The organism is Gordonia sp. 'Campus' (genome assembly GCF_022206305.1).
GTDB lineage: Bacteria > Actinomycetota > Actinomycetes > Mycobacteriales > Mycobacteriaceae > Gordonia.
Map to the genome: position 1 here is coordinate 276,956 of NZ_JAKOIW010000004.1, position 20,756 is coordinate 297,711.

Annotated in this window: 16 protein-coding genes; 9 read left to right on the forward strand and 7 right to left on the reverse strand. The window is 68.5% G+C overall.

Annotated features, from left to right (window positions below):
- Positions 1–16 precede the first annotated feature (16 nt).
- Complete coding sequence (locus tag MAY35_RS06740) at positions 17–1,678, reverse strand: iron ABC transporter permease (protein ID WP_238420107.1); 1,662 nt, start codon at positions 1,676–1,678, stop codon at positions 17–19.
- Between the two features lie 7 nt (positions 1,679–1,685).
- Complete coding sequence (locus MAY35_RS06745; RefSeq protein ID WP_238420182.1) at positions 1,686–2,702, reverse strand: thiamine ABC transporter substrate binding subunit; 1,017 nt, start codon at positions 2,700–2,702, stop codon at positions 1,686–1,688.
- A 379-nt stretch (positions 2,703–3,081) separates the two neighbouring features.
- Between MAY35_RS06745 and MAY35_RS06750 the strand changes: the two genes are divergently transcribed.
- The 4 genes from MAY35_RS06750 to MAY35_RS06765 all read left to right on the forward strand — a co-directional run bounded on the left by MAY35_RS06750 (position 3,082) and on the right by MAY35_RS06765 (position 7,177).
- Positions 3,082–3,912, forward strand: a complete 831-nt coding sequence (locus MAY35_RS06750; RefSeq protein ID WP_238420109.1) for a hypothetical protein — start codon at positions 3,082–3,084, stop codon at positions 3,910–3,912.
- 265 nt (positions 3,913–4,177) lie between these two features.
- Positions 4,178–5,098, forward strand: a complete 921-nt coding sequence (locus MAY35_RS06755; RefSeq protein ID WP_238420110.1) for a hypothetical protein — start codon at positions 4,178–4,180, stop codon at positions 5,096–5,098.
- A 49-nt stretch (positions 5,099–5,147) separates the two neighbouring features.
- Complete coding sequence (locus MAY35_RS06760; RefSeq protein ID WP_238420111.1) at positions 5,148–6,434, forward strand: S9 family peptidase; 1,287 nt, start codon at positions 5,148–5,150, stop codon at positions 6,432–6,434.
- Positions 6,431–7,177, forward strand: a complete 747-nt coding sequence (locus tag MAY35_RS06765) for a lysoplasmalogenase (RefSeq protein WP_238420112.1) — start codon at positions 6,431–6,433, stop codon at positions 7,175–7,177. Before MAY35_RS06760 ends, MAY35_RS06765 begins: the two co-directional genes overlap by 4 nt.
- Here MAY35_RS06765 and MAY35_RS06770 read toward each other — a convergent pair.
- Positions 7,095–7,622 carry a hypothetical protein gene (locus tag MAY35_RS06770; protein ID WP_238420113.1) on the reverse strand — a complete coding sequence of 176 codons (528 nt, stop codon included), beginning with the start codon at positions 7,620–7,622 and terminating at the stop codon, positions 7,095–7,097. The two genes, MAY35_RS06765 and MAY35_RS06770, sit on opposite strands and share 83 nt — an antisense overlap.
- A 47-nt stretch (positions 7,623–7,669) precedes the next feature.
- Here MAY35_RS06770 and MAY35_RS06775 point away from each other — a divergent pair, with 47 nt between their 5' ends.
- Complete coding sequence (locus tag MAY35_RS06775; protein WP_238420114.1) at positions 7,670–8,257, forward strand: HhH-GPD-type base excision DNA repair protein; 588 nt, start codon at positions 7,670–7,672, stop codon at positions 8,255–8,257.
- 69 nt (positions 8,258–8,326) lie between these two features.
- A complete protein-coding gene (locus MAY35_RS06780; RefSeq protein ID WP_238420115.1) occupies positions 8,327–9,298 on the forward strand; it encodes a hypothetical protein in 972 nt (323 codons plus the stop codon).
- A 25-nt stretch (positions 9,299–9,323) separates the two neighbouring features.
- Here the strand turns inward: MAY35_RS06780 and MAY35_RS06785 are convergent, their stop codons facing one another.
- From MAY35_RS06785 to MAY35_RS06800, 4 genes are all read right to left on the reverse strand, one after another.
- Positions 9,324–11,093 (reverse strand): HNH endonuclease signature motif containing protein, encoded by a 1,770-nt coding sequence (locus MAY35_RS06785; RefSeq protein ID WP_238420117.1) that lies wholly within the window; start codon positions 11,091–11,093, stop codon positions 9,324–9,326.
- 146 nt (positions 11,094–11,239) lie between these two features.
- Complete coding sequence (locus tag MAY35_RS23355; protein ID WP_238420119.1) at positions 11,240–12,454, reverse strand: PQQ-binding-like beta-propeller repeat protein; 1,215 nt, start codon at positions 12,452–12,454, stop codon at positions 11,240–11,242.
- Positions 12,455–12,822: 368 nt separating this feature from the next.
- Entirely contained in the window at positions 12,823–14,118 is a 1,296-nt protein-coding gene (locus MAY35_RS06795; protein WP_238420121.1) for a WS/DGAT domain-containing protein, read from the reverse strand.
- Positions 14,119–14,196: 78 nt separating this feature from the next.
- Positions 14,197–15,408 carry an acyl-CoA dehydrogenase family protein gene (locus MAY35_RS06800; RefSeq protein WP_238420122.1) on the reverse strand — a complete coding sequence of 404 codons (1,212 nt, stop codon included), beginning with the start codon at positions 15,406–15,408 and terminating at the stop codon, positions 14,197–14,199.
- A 183-nt stretch (positions 15,409–15,591) separates the two neighbouring features.
- Here MAY35_RS06800 and MAY35_RS06805 point away from each other — a divergent pair, with 183 nt between their 5' ends.
- The 3 genes from MAY35_RS06805 to MAY35_RS06815 all read left to right on the forward strand — a co-directional run bounded on the left by MAY35_RS06805 (position 15,592) and on the right by MAY35_RS06815 (position 20,752).
- Positions 15,592–18,006: an acetyl-CoA acetyltransferase gene (locus MAY35_RS06805; RefSeq protein WP_238420123.1), complete on the forward strand. Its 2,415-nt coding sequence runs from the start codon at positions 15,592–15,594 to the stop codon at positions 18,004–18,006.
- Between the two features lie 124 nt (positions 18,007–18,130).
- On the forward strand, positions 18,131–19,429 hold the full coding sequence (locus tag MAY35_RS06810; RefSeq protein ID WP_238420124.1) for an AI-2E family transporter: 1,299 nt from the start codon (positions 18,131–18,133) through the stop codon (positions 19,427–19,429).
- A gap of 90 nt (positions 19,430–19,519) precedes the next feature.
- Positions 19,520–20,752 carry an acyl-CoA dehydrogenase family protein gene (locus MAY35_RS06815; protein ID WP_238420125.1) on the forward strand — a complete coding sequence of 411 codons (1,233 nt, stop codon included), beginning with the start codon at positions 19,520–19,522 and terminating at the stop codon, positions 20,750–20,752.
- Positions 20,753–20,756: the final 4 nt, after the last annotated feature.

A 20,756-nucleotide genomic window follows, 5' to 3' on the forward strand; every position in this document is an offset into this window, starting at 1 on the left:
TGTGCTCCACCATCGGTCACAGCAGCGGCACCTCCGTTCGCGGTCGGAATGCCTCGACCGCCACCACCGCCACGGTGGTGGCGACCACCAGGACGACCGAGGCGGCCATCGCGGTGGCGAGATTGTCGGCGCCCGGGCGGTTGAGCGCGGACCCGATCAGCACGGGCAGTGTCGTCGTGTCGGCGCGGGCGAGAAAGCTCGTCGCCCCGAACTCGCCGAGCGCCATCACGAAGGCGAAGCCGCCCGCCGCCGCCATCGACCGGCCGACGACCGGCATGTCGACGGTCACGAAGACGCGCCACGGCGGGGCGCCGAGGGTTGCCGCGGCATGCCGTTGCCGGGCCGGCACCGAGTCCAGGGCGGGCAGCATGATGCGGATGACCACCGGGATCGCGATGAGCGCCTGCACGAGCGGGATGACCGCGGGCGACGCCGCAATCGCGTACGGCATCGACGCCAGGACGATCAGGTATCCGAAACCCAGTGTGACGGCGCTGATTCCGAGCGGGACGAGCGAGATGGCCGAGCCGACCGTGCCGAGGAACCCGTGCGATCGGTGCAATGCCACCGCGGCGAGCGTACCGACGGCCATCGCGATCGCGGTGGCGGCGAGCGCGGTGAGCAGCGAATATCGCAGGCTCTCCAGCGGAGTGACGCCGTTGACCGGTTCGGCGAGCGCGCGATACCCGGCCAGCGTCCACCCACCGTCGGCGACCGGCCGCACGGACCGCACCAGGAGCACGACGACGGGTCCGACGAGCAGCACAACGGTCCAGACGCCGGCCGCCCACATGGCCGGCCGCGTCCACCGCCCATGCGCGGCGCTCCCGGCGTGCCGACGACCGGCACCCGCCGACCCCGTACCGGCCGGATCGGTGAAGACCCGGGTGAGCAGCAGCGCTGCGACGACCACGACGATCTGCAACGTCGACAGCGCGACCGCCTCCGGAATACGGAAGTAACCGATGGCCTGCGTGTAGATCTCGGTCTCGAGAGTCCGTAACTCCCCCGCGCCCAGGATGATGACGACACCGAAACTGGTAGAGCAGAACAGGAAGATCAGCGCCGCCGCGGAGGCGATCGACGGCACCAGCCGCGGCAGGACGACCGTACGCACCGCCCGCAGACGGCCCGCGCCGAGTGTTCGGGCGGCCTCGACTACGCGGGGATCGAGGCCACGCCACGCGGCACCCACCACACGCACGACGACCGCCACATTGATGAACATGTGCGCGGCGAGCACCGCCGGCAGACCGGACTCGATGTGCAAGAAGGCGAGTGGCCCCGACAGCAGCGAGCGGAAGGCGATACCGACGACCACGGTGGGCAGCACGAACGGCACCGTCACGATCACGGCCAGGATGATCGCCGTCCGCCCCCGGACCCGGGCGAACAACCACGCGATCGGCGCCGCGGCGAGAAGCGCGAGCACGGTCGACGCCGCCGCCTGCCCGAGGGTGACGCCCAGCAGGCCGAGTGCGTCGGTGCGGTCGAGCAGATCACCCAGACCCGAACCCGTGTCACCCGCAAGGGCGACCGCACGACGGACCAGGGCGACGACGGGCCAGGCGAACAGCACGACGACGAAGATCGCAGGGACCAGTCGCAGCGCCACCCGCCCGGCGAGGGACGCCACACGCGTGGCAGCCGTCCCGGCCTGCGCCTGGGCCTCTGTCACGCGGGCATCACCGACCGGCCGCGGCTCGCCACTGGTCGAGCCACATCTCGCGGTTGTCCGCGATGGTCGCCGGAGGCAGCGACGCCATCCACGCGGGCACCTCGGCGCGGGCGGGCCACCCCTCGGGTAGCGGGGTGTCGCGTTGCACCGGGTAGACGTACATCGACGATGGCAGTTCTTTCTGGACGGTCGGACTCAGCATGAAGTCGACGAGTTTGCGCGCACCCGTCGAGTTCCGGGTGCCCTTCAGGATGCCGACGTATTCGACCTGCGGGAAGCAGCTGTCCAGTAGTGCGCTGGTACCCGGGGTCGCGGCCGGCGACGAGGCGTAGGACAGCACGATCGGCTTGTCGCCGCGCCCTTCGCCCGCACTGAACAACTGGTTGTAGGCGATCTCCCACCCGGAGACCACGGTCGCACCGCCGCCGATGACCTGCTTCCAGTAGTCCTGCCAGCCGTTGCCCAGCGCGCCGACGGTGGTCAGCATGAAGGCGGTACCCGGCGAGGAGGTCGACGGGTCCATGAGCACGGTCTGCGCCGCGTACTCGGGCCGGGTGAGGTCGCGAAAACTCGTCGGCGCGGTGAGTGACCTCTGCTCGAACCAGGCGTTGTCGATGTTCAGGCACACGTCTCCGCGATCGATGGCAGTGAGTTGATCGCTCGCGCCGGGCACCGCGTAGTCGGCCGCTCCCGCGGCCGCGGCCGGAGACGCATAGGGCTCGAGAGCGCCCGCCTCGATCGGCCGCGACGCGAAGGTGTTGTCGATGCCGTAGACCGCGTCTCCCTTCGGCGCGCCGGGTGTGAGCGAAACGGTCGATGCCAGTTGGCCCGCGTCGCCGGACTTCACGATCTTCAGAGTGAGACCGGTGTCCTGACGAAAGGCGTCCAGTACCGACTCGGGCAGCTCGAACGAGTCGTGCGTCAGCAGGGTGACCTGACTACCGGTGGCCGACTCGTCAGCGCAGGCTGTCACCGTCGTCGTGGCCACCGCGATGGCGATGAACGCGGTCATCGCGCGCGCCATTCGGACCCGCCCGCGGACGCGACCGTCGTCGTTGCGCTGTTCTCTCACCCGGGACACCCCATCAATCGTCGACTCGTGGACCGTCAGCCGTCTCGCAACGCGTCGGCACCACTCCGGTCCATCCAACCAGGTGGGTAGACCCCGTTGTATTCGACGCCGCAATACTTCACTTCGGTAACAATTGCATCAATAACCTCAATAAACCCACCCGTAACAGGCTTACTGTCTGGACATTGGAACCCGCCGGGGGCTTAGACTGGCCCGCGACGACCCGGGTGAGAAGATCGGCTGTCCGCTACCCGACACCCGGGCGGATGACACGACCACGAGGCGCACGACGGTTTCCAGCCGGCGCCGCCACGACCGTTAGGACACACCAGTGCGTTTCACTCGGCCACTGAGGTTGCGATCCGCCAAGGCCCCCCATCGACTCCGGACCCGTCGCGTCGTCGTCGCCGTCTCGGCTCTCGCGGCGGCGACCTCGCTCGCGCTGCCCGTCGCCGCGCAGGCCGCTCCGGCGCCGAAGGTCGACCAGCGGGTGCTGGACTCGCTCGGCGCATTCGCCCCGGCCATCATCGGCTCGGTGGCCACGCCCGGTCCGGACGGCAAGGTCTCGGTCGATCTGCTCCGTCAGGCACAGTCGTTCGCCGACACCCCGGGGATGCCCGCGGAGGTCAGCAAGATCTGGCGGTCGATCGCCGACTTCCTCGGCGAGCCGGGCCGCAAGCAGGCCGCGCGCGAGCTCGCCGCCGAGCGCAAGCCCGGCGATCCCGAGATCCCGCAGGGCCCGAACGCCCCGAAGATCCAGGAATTCCTCTATCCCACTTTCGGTCTCGGCTGCATCCCGGGCGGCGGCTCGCTCGGCCGTGCACTGGTGACCGCCGGACCGCAGGAAGCTCCGGCGCCCGGCCCCAAGCGGGGCGAGAGCGGCTACGTCTACACCTCCCTCGGCACCGGTCCGGCCATCGACAACAAGACCGCTCCCCTGACGGTGAGCTGGTTCAACGTCGACACCGGCCGTACCGGCACGACGACCCTCAAGCGCAACCCGAAGATCAACGTCAAGGAGGGTCCGGGCACCTTCACCGGCATCTCCCGCACCGGCAAGGGGCGCGTCATCTCGGCGATCCACGGCAACGTCACCACCAAGACGAAGGGCCAGATCGTGTCCTGCACGATCGTCCCCGTCATCGGACTCGCGATCATCTGATCGCTTTCCCTCTCACAGGAACGGCACCCCGGCGTCAGCGCCGGGGTGCCGTTCTGTTGCGCGCGTGGAGTCCCGCGAACCCCGGTAGAACCGCATGTCGCGCCGGCTCCGGTATCTCACAGGTAGCGCCCAGGTCACGGGTCGGACTCACGACTTGCCGCGGTCGAGCACCGCATGGTCTCTTGTAACTCAAGCCCCATCTGTCACACCCGCCACACGTGGCGGGTGTGCTCGGTTGTCATAGCCGGTTGCCTCAAGGAGAGCCATGTCCATCTCGTCTCGGTTCACCCGCCCCGACGCGGACCGTCCCGTCACTCGTCATCGCGTCACCCGTCACCGCGCGATCCAGCGCTGTGGAGCGGGACTCATGGGCGTGGCGATGGCAGCGGCCACCCTCACCGTCACCTCGGCACCAGCGACCGCCGAACCCCTCATCCCGGCGAACATGCTCGGCGCGTTGTCGATCCCGTTCGACGCCGAGCTGGCCGGCGCCGTTCGCCTGCTGAAGGCGGCAGGCGTCGACAAGATCGCCGTCGAGGCGGCGCAGACGATCATGGGCAGCGCAGGCCAGCTGTCGGTGGAGGACATCGCCGGACGGGCGGGCGCACTCCCCCTCCCGGCGGCCGCACCCGCTGCGGCAGGCGACGCACCCACGCCGACCCCGGTCGCGACGACGGACCCGATCGCACTCCTGCGCACCCTCGGCATCCAGACCCTCACGCCCTCGGTGTCTCCGTTCTGCACCGCGCCGACCGCAGACAACCCGCTCGGTCTCGTCACCGCGGGCGCCGGGGCCGTCGCCGGTCCATGGCCGATGAAGACCGACCCGCTCACCCCGCTGAAGCCACTACTCGACATGATCCCGGGCGTGAAATTGCCCGAGAAGCTCAATCTCGTCGACAAGGGTGAGACGGCCTATGCTTTCGTCCCGGCCTCGCCGACGGCAGGCAGCGGCGGCACCATGCAGGTCGCATGGTTCAACACCAGCACCCTGCAGGGCGGCTTCGCCGATCTGGACCCGATCACCGACAACACCGCCCTCACCGCACTTCCCCTCCTGTCGGGCGTGCGCCTGGCGCCGGTGAAGACCGGAAGCGGGACGATCCTGTCGGCCGTCTTCGGCAACGCCAGCAACGGCAACCAGAACTGCTGGTTCCTCCCGGCCGTCGGTGTCGTGAACGCCTGATTCACAACACTTTCCACGTACACCCCTGAGCAGAACGAACTGGTACGACATGAACCCGCACGGCACGACTTCGAAACCACGGAGTGCTCCCCTCGCCCGCACGGTCGCGTTTGCCGCGGCCCTGACGATGGCGGTGGCCCCGGCCGTCGCACTCGGCGTGGCCGCCCCGGCGGCCGCCGAACCGGCCCCCATGAGCCCCACCACGTCCAGCCCGGCGACCCCCGAGAATTCCGCCACCGAGGACTCCGGCGCACCTGCCGACGACAACGCGGGCACCGTCGACACCCGTGGCCCCGGTCAGACGCCGGGGGCCGTTTACGCCAACCGTGACCTGCCGCGGGGACGCATGGTGGCCGGCGCAGCGTCGGGCAACGACTTCACGTACTGGAGTACCGGCGCCGACGACAAGGCCCACCTCTCCTCCGGAGTGCTGATGGTGCCGGCCGGGCGAGCTCCCGCGGGCGGGTGGCCGATCGTCGCATGGGCGCACGGATCGCGCGGCATCGCCGACAAGTGCGCGCCCTCGTCACGCCCGATCACCGAGGACACCGATGAACTGCGCCGCTGGCTCGACCGCGGCTACGCCGTCGTCAGCACCGACTATGCCGGCGTCGGAACCCCCGGCACACCGCAGTACTACGATCTCGAGGCCACCGCCCGCAACATCGCCGACGCGGTGCGGGCATCCCGCGACATCGCCGACAACCTGTCGCGTTCCTGGGCCGTCGTCGGCGAGGGACAGGGCGCCGCCGCCGCCATCACACTCGCCCGGCTCGCCCCGCGCATCCAGGGCGGGAAGCTCGACTTCAAGGGCGCCGCGGCGAGCTCCATTCCCGCTGAATTCGGTTCTCTGGTCGCCAATCTGGGCCCGTCGTCGACGACGATGCCCTCGGGCCTGGCGGCCGACGCGCTGTACACCCTCAGCGCCATCCGGAACGCCAAGCCGGACCTCGACATGAACGCCTACCTGTCCGATGCGGGCAAGAAGTGGCTCACCAAGGCGGCGTCCACCTGCGTGACCGAGTTCGCCCGCGAGGCCGACGGACTCGCGATGGGCTCGCTGTTCACCAAGCCGCTGTCGGGCAACACCGAACTCACCGGGCTGTTGACCAAGGCCACCGAGCTGCCGACCGGCGGCTTCGAACGGCCCGTCCTGATGACCCAGACCCTGCAGGACACCTCGGTGGTCGTACCGCTGACCCTCAAGTACCTCAACGACGCCCGCGCAGGTGACTCGAAGGTGTCCGCACGCACGTACCTGACCCTGGACGGCGCCCAGTCGAAGCGCATGTCCGACACGGACATCCGCGGCTTCGTCGCGCGTGTTCTGCGGTGAGTCGCGGGTTTCGGATCGCCTATGCGGCGGCTGCTGCCGTCGCGACGGTCAGCGGGTCGTCGACCTCGCGCCGCGCGGCGGCCCTGACCAAACCGTTGCCGATGGTGCTGCTGGCGGGCCGGGTCGCGGCGAGTGCCCGCCGGCGCAGCATCGCCGACAACGTCGCGCTGGCGAGTGTCATCGGGTTCTCGACGGCCGGCGACCGGTTGATGCTGTGCGAGGAGTTCACCCACGACGACCCGGTCGCCAAGGATCGGTATCTCCGTTGGGGCGCAACGCTGTTCGCGGGCGCCCAGCTGAGTTACGCCATCGCGATGTGGCGTGCCGGCGCCCGACCGTCGGCGCGCACCCTGCTGCCCCGGCTCGGCCTGCTCGGCGAGTCCGCCACCGTTCTGGCACGACACCGCCGGAACCTGCTCCCGACTCTGAGCACCTACGGCAACACGCTGGCGACGATGTCGGCACTGGCGTCGGACATGCCCGGACCACAACCGCGGATGCGCGCGGGCGGATGGGCCTTCCTGCTGTCCGATCTGGCGATCGTCAACCGACGGCACCTGGTGACCGATCGGCGCCTGCGGGTGGCCGGTGAGACGTGGGTGCTCGCCAGCTACTTCGCCGCCCAGTATCTGCTGATCGGCGGACTCGCCGACCGGTCGGTCACGCGACCGCGCGGCCCCGGCAGGTCGAATACTTCGGGTTCGTCATGGGGAAGAAGGCCAGGGCGCCCAGCTTCTGCCTGATGGTGAACACCACCGGTCCGCTGCCCGGGTGCAGATCGACCTGCCACTTGACCGTGAAACCGCGGCCCGCGACCGAGGTGACACCGGTCCGCCCGGTGCGGAGATTGCGCCACGAGACCGCCACCTCGTAGTTGTATTCCAGTGCCACCGGTCGAGCCCGATCGGTCCCGATGAGAGAGATGACGGGTCCGGGGAGGCCATCGGCGGGGTGCTGGATCTGGTTGAAGACGTCGACGCGGACCTTCACCGTCCCCGCCGGCCACGGGTTCACGCTGTCGCACCGCAGGGTGGTGACATAGTTCGCCCCGTCGTCGACGGGGGCCGCCGCCGCACCGCCGACGCCGATCACGGATGCGACCACACCCAGTACGAGTCCCACCACCGTCGCCGTCGATATCACTGCGTTGCGCACACCCCGGCGCGTGCCGTTCTCCCCGCTGACCATGGGGGCAGTCTAGAGCCTGCGTGCGCGCCGTCTGCCAGAATCGACCCATGCCGAAGATCCAGATCGCCCAGGACGCCGCGGCCGACGAGCTCCTCTCCAGCGATTCGTTCGCACTCCTGACGGGGATGCTTCTCGACCAGCAGTTCCCGATGGAGCGCGCCTTCGCCGGCCCGGCGAAGATACGCGACCGCTTCGGCACGATGGACCCCGTCGAGATCGCCGACGCCGACCCGGAGTCGTTCGCCGATCTGTGCGCCACTCCCCCGGCGATCCACCGCTACGGCCGATCGATGGCGGGACGGGTCCAGGCTCTCGCGAAGGTCGTCGCGGACGAGTACGGCGGGGACGCCTCACGTATCTGGACCGAGGCGTCGAGCGGTGCCGACCTGATGGCCCGGCTCCGCGCGCTTCCGGGGTTCGGCGAGCAGAAGGCCAAGATCTTCGTGGCACTCGTGGCCAAGCAACTCGACATCAAACCGTCGGGCTGGACCAAGGCGGCCGGCGACTACAGCAAGAAGGGTTTCCGTTCGGTCGCCGATGTGACCGATCCGGATTCGTTGCAGAAGGTGCGCGACTTCAAGAAGGCGGCGAAAGCCGCCAAAGCCGCGGAGTCACCCGCGGGCGGCGCGAAGTAGCCGAACCACGCCGACGGATCGCACGACCCTTCCACTCGATCCCCGTTCGGTGGCCTAGTGTCGGACACCATGGAGTCCCTTCCTGATCGGCACCACCCCGAACAGACCCTCCCGGGTCGGCGCGACGCCGCTCGTCGGCCCGTTGTGCCGACCGACGCGGGCCGCAGCCTCGTCGAGATGCCGTTCCGGCTCGGTTTCGCGGTGACCGGTGTCGTACTGAGTGCCGCCGAATCAGCTGTCACGATCGCCCGCATCACCGCAGGCAGCGTCCAGAACGAGATCGCCGTGGCGGTGGGCGTCGACGCCGACGAACTCGGCTCCATCCGTACGCCACTCGCACTGCTGAACCAACTGTCCGAGTTGCTGGGTCCCGACCGCCCGTTCGGCAAGATCCTGGCGACCGGCGGCCCGCTGGAACGGTTGCTGAGCACCGGGGGTGTCGTCGACCGACTCACCGCACCCGACGGCCCGCTGGACAAGCTCACCGCCGAGGGCGGACTCCTAGACCAGGTCGCCGAAGAACGCGGGATCCTGGTCCGGCTGACCGCCAAGGGCGGACCGCTGGACAGGCTGACGAGGCCGGGCGGCGTGGTCGATCAGTTCACCGAGAACGAGGGCATCCTTGAGCGCCTGACCTCCGAGGGCGGGATCGTCGACAAACTGACCGCACCCGACGGCGTGCTGGAGAAGGTCACCGCGCCCGGCGGCATTCTCGACCGCTTGTCGGAGGACGACGGGCTGCTCGACCAGTTACTCGGCGAGAACGGCGCAGTCGAGCGCGCCATCGCACCCGGCGGGCCGCTGGATCGGATCACCGAATTGACGGAGGTGATCGGACAACTCGGCCCGAGCCTGATCGCGATGCAGGAGACGGTTCACGAACTCGCCGACACCGTCGACCTCCTCAATCAGTCGGTCGCCCCGCTCGGTGGGCTCGCCGAACGGCTCCCGAAGCGGCTCACCCGACCGCCGAAAGGATCGGGCGGAAACGGCAACGGCGACTCCGCGCCTGCCGACACAGGCGGATATCCGCGGGCCTGACCATCTGACTCTCGCCGACGCGCCGTCAGAACGGCGGCGGCCCGTCGTCCTGCCGGGTGGTCTGTTGATGGTGCGGTGCCTCCGCCCGCGCCCGTCGGTTCGCTTCGCGTCGTGCGGTGTTCCGGGCACGTTCGGCTCGCCGCTTGGCGTGTTTCGCTGCGGTTCGTTCACTGATGGTGCGCGGCGGCCGGGGGTGATGTTCCGGCACGATGAGGCGTGGGGTCGGTGGCGCCTTGGCGGCTTGTTCGAAACGGATGCGACGCAGGTTGGGAAAGATATCTTCGAGGGTTTCGGCCTCGCCGGGGATGACGAAGCCTTCAGGGGTCACATATTCGGTGACCAGTCGACCCTCGTGGTCGCGGTACTGCGTGTCGGTCCAGTCACCGTGGGTCTTGTGGAGATGACCGGCGCGGCATTTGACGTTGAGGTTCTCACTCGAGGTCGCACCGCCCCGGGCGGGACGGGCATGGTCGAACTCGGCGACGTGATCCACATCAGCGGTGAATGCCGAACGCGTGCAGCCGGGTTCGGTGCAGTATCCGTCGCGCACACGCACGAACTCCGCACATGCCGTGGTCGGTCGATAGGGGTCTGCCGCCTGAGCTCCCGGAAAGATCACCACAACCTTCGACGACGCCGCGTCGCGCATTGTCGAATCGCCCACCGGGCCACTCCGGCCGGTACTGCTCGTGTCCTGTTGCGGTGCCCGGACATTGGCGCCCATCGTGGTCTCGTCCTCTTCTCGACGACCCGGAGTCGGCACCGAACCGTCGGCGGCGACACGCGCGGGCGGAGTGCGAACCGGGGTGACCGGAACCAGGATGGCGTCGGGCCGGGCGGCCAGGTCGTGCACGTGCTCGTCGGAGATCACGCCGTGCCCGTCGACCCAGCCGGGTCCGGCCCCGCCGGCCAGCGTGTCGGCGTCGGTCACGACATGGATCACGATCTGGGTGCTCGCCGCCGCACCTGCCGAACCGTCGGGAGCTGTTGCAGTGCAATCGTTTTCTCCACACCGGCACGTGAACACCGATCGGGTGAGCAGCGCGAGCATGGCATCGGATCTGCGTTGACCGAGAGTGCGTCCATCGCGGTCGCACACGGTCGCGGCGAGCGCGCGCACCGCGCCGTCGCAGGCCCGGACGTTCTCCGCGGCCATGACCGCGGTGATCTCGGCGGTACCGTCACCGTGGTTCTCGGTCCACACCCCGCGTTTGTCGAGGGCTTCGCGGCGCCGTTCGCGCACGGCGTCGGCGTCGTGTCCGAAGACCAGGCGGTCGATCATGTCGCGCAGACCCGCCGTCGACCACGACCCGACCCGGTTGCGCAGAACCTCGGCGATCGACGCGTCGAGCACCTCGATGATTCGCGGACTGTCGGGGTCGACGGGATCGAGGCGGTGATCGTCGTGGACCAGATTGGTGCGACTGATGATGTCACGGACCTGGTGCGGCGCGATGATGCCGTCGCGCAGTGTCTCCAGCACACGCGGCAGCCGACTACGCAGACACAGTGCGTCATCGACCATCACCGACGCGCGGTAGCGGGTGATCCCGGCCTCGCGGGCCACCCTCGCGACGATGTCGCCGAAACCGTCGGAGACATAACTGGATCCGGTAGGAGTCAGCAGCCGATCGCACAGGACCAGGATCGTCTGATACCGGCACCACGCCAGGTACGACTCCCCCGCCCGGATCGACCCCAGCCGCCTCATGTGTGACACGGTGTCGGCATCCGACGGGCAGGCAGCATCGACCCCGGCGAGAAACTCGCCCGGTAGATCGACCCATGCCCCCACGGTGACTCCAAAGTCGTTGCAGTCCGGCACTGTTGGCCGGTCCGACTGTTCACCTACCAAGATAGACCCGACCACCGACAAGAATCCTGTGGCGCCAAGCCGTTGCCTCAGCCGCTCTCCGCCCCGGCGGTCTGCACGGCTTCGTTCTAGGGAGAGGATGCTTGTCCACGCCACATCGAGATGGTGGCGTTTGCGGTGATGAGGATGTTGCCGCCCGCGTTGACGATCGCTGTCTGACGAGGATCGGCACCTTCAGGTAAGGGCCTGGACCAGACAACCTCACCATCGGTGATGCGTAGTGCGTGAATTCCGCCGTAGTCAGTGAAGATGTAGTGCCGCCCATCAGTCATTCCGCCGTACACCCAGTAGGCGTCTCTCCACGGTGTGCGCCAGCGCTGTTCACCCGTCGCGGAGTTGAACCCGATGAGTTCGCCGGATTCTTGAGCTGCCACGATCACTGTTCGACCGGCCAAGGCTTGAACAGCGCCGGTGTTGTCGCGACGCAGCAGCAGCGGGTTGCGCCACAGCAAGCGCCCGCTTTGTGGGTCGTAGGCGCCGTCGGCCATCAACACCGGCGGCTGCTCGTCGGTGGCTTCGGCCATTCCGGAATGTGTGTAGGCCGGCACCGCGGCCGCGGAAACCAGCGTGCCCTGCCCATCGAGAATCTGCTGTCGACTGCCGCCATCCACCATCACCGGACTGTTGAGGAACAGTCCATCACCCACGACAAGCAGTTGATTCGAGTCAAGGCTGAACCGCGCTCGACCGGTATAGAAGTCACGCACGGTGAACCGAAACATCCCTGCATTTCCGATATTCGTCACAACCACGCCCTCTCCCGAGAACAAAATGTCGGCGATACCTGACAGTGGCCCAGCCACCGGCACTGAACGCCTGAACGTTGATCCCGGCGCCGATGGCGGCCCAGCGGACACCACGAGGTTGTGCCTCGAACCCTGAGACTCGACGCCGGTGACGTAGGCACGATCGCCGGCCATCACCACATCGACGTTGGCCATCTCTGGGCTGATCTCCGACAGGAGGCGTCCGTCGGCGGTATCGACGAACAGCACGCGTTCGTCGTTCCAGCAGGCGATCACACCGGACTCGACCCGATCGGTACATTCCCGCACGCGGCCGATCGGGCGCTCCCACTGCACCGATCCGTCGACACGGTTGAGTCCGACGAGCCTCACCGATTCGACTCGCCTGCCCTCATCGACGTCGTTGTCGTTCTCCGAGGAGAGGCGGCCGAGAGCGCCCACGATCACGGTCGGCGCGTCCAGCACCGACACATAGCCGTGATAGGCATCCAGCGTGTTGGGCAGCGCCAGCAACGCTTCGCCGTCGTGGCCCGGCACACGCTCAGCATGAAGTGACCACACTTGCGACGGGACACTGCCGAGGTCAGGAGGCGGCCACGAAGCAGGTTCCCGGTCGTCGTCTCTGACTCGCGACATGAACACAGCGGTGACACCTACGGCCAGTACAACCACAGTCGTCAACGCGGAGACCAGGATCACGCGTCGTCTGCTCACCAGTTGACCTTAGACGCGATTGAGAACCTCACCCCTGGTCGACATGTCCGCAGATGCGGCACGGGCGTACGGGTTACCAGTCCCCGGTCTCGCTTCGCGGGCTCGCGTGCAGCCACATCCCGCTCAGGCATGTCGATTGAAGAGTTCGTTCAAGCCGGGTTGGGTGACAACATCGAAACAGCCTGCCCCCCTCAACCACCCACCGCCCGAGCCAGCAGCTCGACGTAGCGGTCCACATCGGCCATGACGTCAGGGCTCGTGGTCACCGAGATCGCGATCCGATCGCCGATCCCGTGCACACCATGTGTCAGCCCCTGCGCGGGTGACAACGCGGGAAAGCCGGTGGTGAAGCGGATCTCGCCGCCGTCGAGGGCGATGTCGGCGGTCCCGCGGTTCACCGACGACACCACCGTGACACCGGTGACCGTCGCGGGCGGGGTGTCCAGATCGAGTGTCGTGATCCCCGCACGGGTCAGGATCGCGGGCGTCGACTCCGACGCCCGACGCTGCGCGACCCGCAGCGGATCGTCCTCGGCCGCACGGGCTGCGGCGATCTCGGCGCCGATCAGTCGGGCGCGCTCGTCCAGATCGTCGGCGTCGACGTGCAGGTCCACTCCCCCATTTCGGAAGTGGTTGCGAGCCCGGGGTTCTCCCGATCTCCCGATCGTCAGTTCCACCCCCAGCCGCCGCGCGGGCCCACCCAGATACTCCGGCAGCGCCACCGAGATCGCGGTGAGTGCCGCGACCGTGACCGGTTGCCCGCCGCGGGTGAGGCGATCTCGATCGCACACCAGCACGCGCAGAATTCGCCGAGGCCCGGGTGGCGTGTTCAGCCGAGTGGGTGCGTACCCCGGCGCCGGGGGCGCGGCGGCCGAGGCGAGACGCGCCGCACGCAGCCCCCGCCCTGCTGTCGTGACGAACTCGCGCGGAAATCGGAGAACCCCACCAAGGGCCGTCCCCGCGTCGACCATCACCTCGCGACCGGTCAAACGAGCACCGGGCCCCGGCCGCCGGGGCGTGACGGGCGCGGTGAACCATTCGCGCGCGATCTGCGACACCCGCCGCCCATCGCCCAGCGCGTGGCAGACCTGCAGGACGACGACGTGGACCGGACCCGCAGCGCCCGGCGCGTCGACGACGGGACCGAACAGATGCGCCCGCCACGCCGCCCGCGTGGGGTCGAGCGGCCGAGTGATGAGCCCGGCGACCTCAGCCAGACACGACGACCACGTCCGGCCTTCAGGATCCACGCGGACCTGATCGTCGGCGGGCAGAGCGGATTCCCAGTACGGGCGGTCGCACGTCCACGGGACATCTCGGATCCGGAGGCACAGATCGTCGACGGACGCGGCCCGGAGCCGCAGGCGCGCCGCGCAGTCCTGGATCGAACCGGTCGGCATCGCAAAGCAATACAGCAGGAACTGGTCGCTCGGGATCCGCTGCGACATCCAGTACGACACCGCGTCGGCAGCGGCCATCCGGTGCATGGTCGCCAGGGTAGCGGCGCTCCTCAGACCTGCTCGCCCGACTCCCGACATCGACTGGCGCGCAACAGAACCATTCGACTACTTTCGGCCGGCACTCCAGGCGTAGGGCAGGTCGGTGCCGTTGAGAACGTGATCGCCGACGGCCTGCAGCTTGAAAATCAGTGGATTGTGGACCGAGATCACCCGGGCATTGCGCCAGTGCCGGTCGAACCGCAGGCGTTCGGACGTGATCGACGCGCCGCCCACCTCGAACAACTGCGTCGTGGCGTCCAGGACGCTCGGGATGATCGCGGCCTGGGCCCGCGCCACGTCGAACTCCACCCGGTCCAGCAGTTGCTCGTCCTCCCAGCCCGCCGATGCGAGTTCGTCGAGCTTGTCTGCGATGTCGAGGACCAGTGTTCGCGCGGCGTACGCCGCCGCCGACAACCGCCCGATCACCTGCTGCACGAGCGGATCGTGGCGGGGCAGGTCGGCGGTCGAATGGGTGAACGTACGGGTCCGGTCCCGCACCCAGCCCACCACGTCGTCGGTCGCGCGAGCCGCGATCCCCGCGAGCACCGCCAACTGCACGAGCTGGAGGTACGACGTCGCATAGGTACGACCCTCGCCGCCGTAACCCGGACCGAGTACGCGGTCGGCGGGCACGCGCACGCCGGTGAACTCCGTGGTGCCGCTGGCGGTGAGCCGCTGCCCGAAGCCGTCCCAGTCGTCGTGCTGGGTGACGCCGTCGGCCGTCGCATCGACGAGAACCGACACACGCTCACCGTCGCGGTCCGCGGCGACGAGGATGTGATCGGCGTACAGGCTGCCCGTGCTGTAGTACTTCGTGCCGTCGAGCCGATAGGCACCGGCTCGCTCGCCGTCTGGTGTCAGGCGGGTCTGGTAGCGGTCGATCGCGCCGACACCCGGCTCGGTGATCGCGTTGCCCACCAGCGTCCCCTCGCCGACCTTGCGCAACCACCGCTGCGCCCCCTCGTCCGGCAGAGCCGCGAGCTGATCCTCGACGAAGGACCAGTGCACGCGCAGGGCCTGCGGCAGGTTGGACTCGGCCGCGGCCAGGTCGATCAGCAACCGGAACAGCTGGCGGATCGACGCGCCGTACCCACCGAGTTCCACCGGTACGCGCAGGGCGCCGAAGCCCGCATCACGCAACCAGGACACCTCCTCGTGCGCCAGGCGCCGGTCGTCCTCTCGTCGGACGGCGCCCTCGGCGATGCGCGCGAAGATCGGCGCGAACACCTCGTCGAGCTTCTCGTCGGTGGTGGCGGTGCCGGGCAGGGTGGACGTCATCGATGGTCCTTTCGATCGCGGGCTGCTCGGCCGACAGTCTGCTCGGCCACCGGATCGACGACCACGATTGGAACCGGGCTGAACACAACACCCGCGGTCGGGCGCGCGACACCGCACACTGGCGGGCGCCCCGACCCACCTCCGATGAGACGTCGGACACCCCGGTGTGTATTTGTATTGGGTATGCCAACAACGCCCGTTGATATCGATCCGAACACTCCCGTCGTCGTCGGCGTCGGCCAGGCGTCGGAGCGCTTGACCGATCCGGGCTACGAGGCGCTCGGTGAGGCCGATCTCGCGGCGCGCGCAGTCACCGCCGCATTCGGCGACACCGGAGCCGAGGTCGCGACGGCGATCGACACGATCGCCGCCATCCGCTCCTTCGAGATCTCCAGCCCGCTGTCGTCCTCGCCCCTCGGACGCCCGGACAACATGCCGCGCGCCGTCGGCAACCGGGTGGGCGTCGATCCACGCCGTGCCATCCAGGCCGTCACCGGTGGACAGAGCCCGCAGACGATGCTGACCGAGCTCGCCGGCACCATCGCGGCGGGCGAGTCGGAGGCCGCACTCATCTTCGGCGTCGAGGTCATGTCGACCGTGCGGCATCTCATGTCCCAGCCGGAGGATTCGCGGCCGAGCTTCGCCGAGGAGGTCGGCGGCCAGCTCGAGGACCGCGGGTTCGGTCTGAAGGGCATCATCTCCGTCGCCGAGATGCGACACGGACTGGCGTCGGTGCTCCCCCAGTACGCGCTGCTGGAGAACGCCCGCCGGCACGAGTCCGGGCTCGGCCGCGACGCCTACATCGCCACGATGGGCGAGCTGTTCGCACCGTTCACCGACGTCGCCGCGGCCAACCCGCATTCGGCCGCGCCGACCGCTCGCGGTGCCGCCGAACTCGTCACCCCCACGCCGGAGAACCGGATCGTCGCCGACCCGTTCACGCGCTACATCGTGGCTCGCGATCAGGTCAACCAGGCCGCGGCCGTCGTGGTGATGTCGGTGCGTGCGGCCCAGGCCGCCGGCATCGACCCCTCACGATGGGTGTTCCTGCACGGCCACGCCGCGACGGTCGAACGCACTGCCCTGGCGCGCCCCGACCTCGGTGCGGCACCCGCCGCGCCGGCCGCGGTCCGGCACGCGCTGCAGGTCGCCGGCATCGGACTCGACGACATCTCCGTCCTCGACATCTACAGCTGCTTCCCGATCGCCGTCTTCAACGTCCTCGACGGTCTCGGCATCGCTCCTGATGACCCGCGCGGCCTGACCGTCACCGGCGGCCTTCCCTTCTTCGGCGGCCCCGGGAACAACTACTCGATGCACGCGATCGCCGAGATCGTCACGCGCGTCCGTCAATCCCCCGGCGACTTCGGCCTCGTCGTCGCGAACGGCGGAGTCCTGAGCAAACATGCGGCCGGGGTCTATTCGACGACGCCCGCGCCCTGGCGCCCGGACACCAGCGCGGAGGTCCAGGCCGCCCTCGACGCCGTGCCCACCGTCCCCACCGTGGCCGACGCCGACGGCGCCGCCGTCCTCGAGACCTACACCGTCATCCCGCAGAAGAACGGCCGCCGGACCGGCGTGGTCATCGGTCGACTCGTCGATTCGGCGACGAAGGACGGGCTGGGGGCGAAGGACGGGCTGGGGGCGCGCTTCGTCGCCAATCTCGACTCCGACGACGACGAGTTCTTCGACCTGCTCCTCACCTCGGACGATCCGGCCGGAACGCCGATCGTGGTGCGCTCGTTCGACAAGGGCAACCGGGTGAAACTCACCGGCGCGGCCATGTCCGCGAAGTACCCGGTCACCGCACCCGCATTCCGCGAGTCGTATGAACACGTCGAGATCCGACGCGACGGCCACCTCCTCGAGGTGACGATCAACCGTCCCGACGCCCGCAACGCCCTCAACCCGGCCGCGAACGCCGAACTCGATTCGATCTTCGACGCCTATTTCGCCGACCCGGACCTGTGGGTCGCGATCTTGACCGGCAAGGGCGACAAGGCTTTCTCGGCAGGCAACGACCTCGCCGCCACCGCGAGCCCGGCCGCACTCTCGGTGCCCAAGAACGGATTCGCGGGGCTGACCTCGCGACGGAGCCTCCCCAAGCCGGTCATCGCCGCGGTCAACGGGTTCGCCCTCGGCGGCGGGTGCGAGATCGCGATGGCGTGTCACATCGTCGTGGCCGACGAGGACGCATCGTTCGGCCTGCCCGAGGTGAAGGTCGGATTGGCCGCCGCCGCAGGCGGTCTGGTGCGTCTGCCGCGCATGGTGCCCCCGGCACTGGCCCGCGACATGATCCTGACCGGCCGCCGCATCTCCGCCGCCGAAGCCGTGGCCGCCGGGCTGGTGAGCCGGATCGCCCCGGCCGGAAAGGTCCTCGAGACCGCCCGCGGGGTGGCCGAGGAGATCCTGGCCGCCTCGCCCACATCGGTGCGTGCATCGATCGCCACCATGGAGCAATCCGACGCCATCACCGACACCGTCGACGCGGTCCATGCCAGCGCCTCGGTGCTCGACTCGCTGATCATCAGCGGTGACACCCTCGAGGGCATCATGGCGTTCGTGATGAAACGAACCCCGAAGTGGACGGGTCACTGAAGCTCGCCGAAATCGCGCGGATGGCCGCCGGATGCTGAAGACTTGACGGCGGCCACTCCGCGCGTTCGCGTGTCGGGGGGCCGCTGTTCCGACGAGTCAGTCGTGTCCAGAGAGGCGGCACACCATGTCCGGTCGCAGTGGAGAAGGCAGCACCAAGACCCCGAAGCGCACGCCACAGACCTCTTACCGCGTCGACCCGCCCGACTGGACACTGCCCCGGGGCACCATCGTCCTGCTCACCATCGCCGGCCTCGTCGTCGCGATCGCGGGCATCAAGTCGGTGGCGTCTCTGGCCGGCCCCGTCTTTCTCGCACTGATGCTCACCGTCGCCGTGCAGCCGGTCCCGACCTGGTTGCGCAAGAGGGGTTTTCCGCGTTGGGCGGCGTTCGTCACGACCGTGCTACTGGTCTATGGGATCCTCATCGGACTGTTCGCGGCGCTGGTGTTCTCCGTCGCGCGCCTGGCGTCGATCCTGCCGCAGTACGACGACAAGTTCGACGACCTGGTCACCAGCTTCCAGAACTTCCTCACCAGTCACGGCGTCAGCCACGACAAGGTGCAGGACATGATCTCCCACGTCGACACCAGCAAGGTCGTCGGCGCGGTGACCGACGTACTGGCCAGCACATTCGGTGTCGCCTCGGCACTCGTACTCGTCCTCGCCCTGCTGCTGTTCATGGCTGCGGACTCGGTCGGCTTCGACGACCGGATGAACGTTCTGGACCGCATGCGCCCCGACATCGCGTCGGCGTTCCGCTCGTTCTCGCAGGGGACGCGTAGCTATCTGTGGGTCTCGACCGTCTTCGGCCTGATCGTCGCCGTCCTCGACAGCGTGGCCCTCGCATTGCTGTCCATCCCACTGCCCATCCTGTGGGGATTGCTGTCGTTCATCACCAACTACATCCCGAACGTCGGCTTCATCATCGGTCTCGTCCCACCCGCGTTGCTCGGACTGCTCGACGGCGGACCGACCACGATGCTCGTCGTCATCGTCGTCTACAGCGCCATCAACGTCATCATCCAGTCGGTCATCCAACCGAAGTTCGTCGGTGACGCGGTCGGTCTGTCGACGACGCTGACGTTCCTGTCCCTGCTCTTCTGGGCCTGGGCGATCGGACCGCTGGGTGCGATCCTCGCGGTCCCGCTCACCCTGCTCGCCAAGGCCCTGCTCATCGACATCGACCCCGCGACCCGCTGGGCGGACGTGCTGCTGTCCTCCGGCGGCCGGCCCGGCGCTGAGGCTCCCGACGACAAGACCCCCGGCAGTGAGCCCCCCGGCAATGAGACCCCCGAGGACGGCTCCCGCGCTTCCACGGACACCGCGGTCGTCGCGGACACGCCGAACACGACAGAACCGGACACAACAGAACCGGACGCCGACCCCGGATCGGCGTCGGACGTCACACCCGAACCCAAATCATGAGGCGGACTACGCTGCGCGCCGATCATTCGGTAGATTCCCTTTCGACCCCCATCTGACCACAACCGTTTACAGATAGGTTGCGCACCGCTCATGGACATGAACTGGTCTCCGGACGACGCCGCGTTTCGCGACGAGGTCCGCGCGTTCCTCGACGAGAAACTGACCCCCGACCTACGCGCGGCGGGCACGCTGCGCACCAGCGTCTACTCCGACCACGAGGCCTCGATGACGTGGCAGGCGATCCTGCACGAGCGCGGCTGGGCGGCACCCGCATGGCCGGTGGAGTACGGGGGTTGCGACTGGTCGCAGTCCCAGCACTACATCTTCAGCCGTGAGTCGATCCTCGCCGGGGCGCCGTCGCTGTCGCCCATGGGAATCCGGATGGTCTCGCACGCGATCATGGCGTTCGGGACCGATGAGCAGAAGAACTTCTTCCTCCCGGGCATCCTCGACGGCAGCGTGTTCTTCTGCCAGGGGTATTCCGAGCCGGAGTCCGGGTCCGACCTCGCGTCGCTGTCGATGGCGGCAGTCGACGACGGGGACGACCTCGTCGTCACCGGGTCGAAGATCTGGACCACGCACGCCTCGGAGGCGAACTGGATCTTCTGCCTGGTGCGGACGTCGCGTCAGGAGCGCAAGCAGCAGGGCATCACGTTCGTCCTCATCGACATGAACTCGCCGGGTATCGAGGTACAGAACCTGGTCTTCGCCTCCGGCGAGCAGGTGCAGGCCCAGGTCTTCTTCGACGGCGTCCGCGTCCCCAAGAAGAACGTCCTCGGCAAGATCGACGAGGGATGGACCGTCGCCAAGTACCTCCTCGTGTTCGAGCGTGGTGGAGGCGCCGCGGCGCCGGCCCTGCAGGTGATGGCCGAGCAACTCGGTCGCGACGCGGCGTCGGTGACCGCCCCGAACGGCGGACCGCTGTCGGAGGACCCCGCGTTCGCCGCCAAGCTCACCGACATCCAGGTACGCGCGAAGATCCTCGAGGTGCTCGAATACCGCGCTCTGGCCGCGATGAGTTCCGGCAAGGACCCGGGGTCGATCGCGTCGATGCTGAAGATCCTGGGCACCGAGCTGAGCCAAGAGATCACCACGCTGAGCCTGGAGGCCTCCGGTCCGCACGGTCGCGTCTTCCAGCCCCATGCCACCCGGCCGGGCGGACCGATCTTCCAGTACACGCCGCCCACCGACGGTTACGTCAGCGGCGAGCCGTGGCAGGCCGTCGCACCGCTGCACTACTTCAACGACCGTGCGGGATCGATCTACGCCGGCAGCAACGAAATTCAACGAAACATCCTCGCCAAAGCGGCTCTGGGTCTCTGACGGT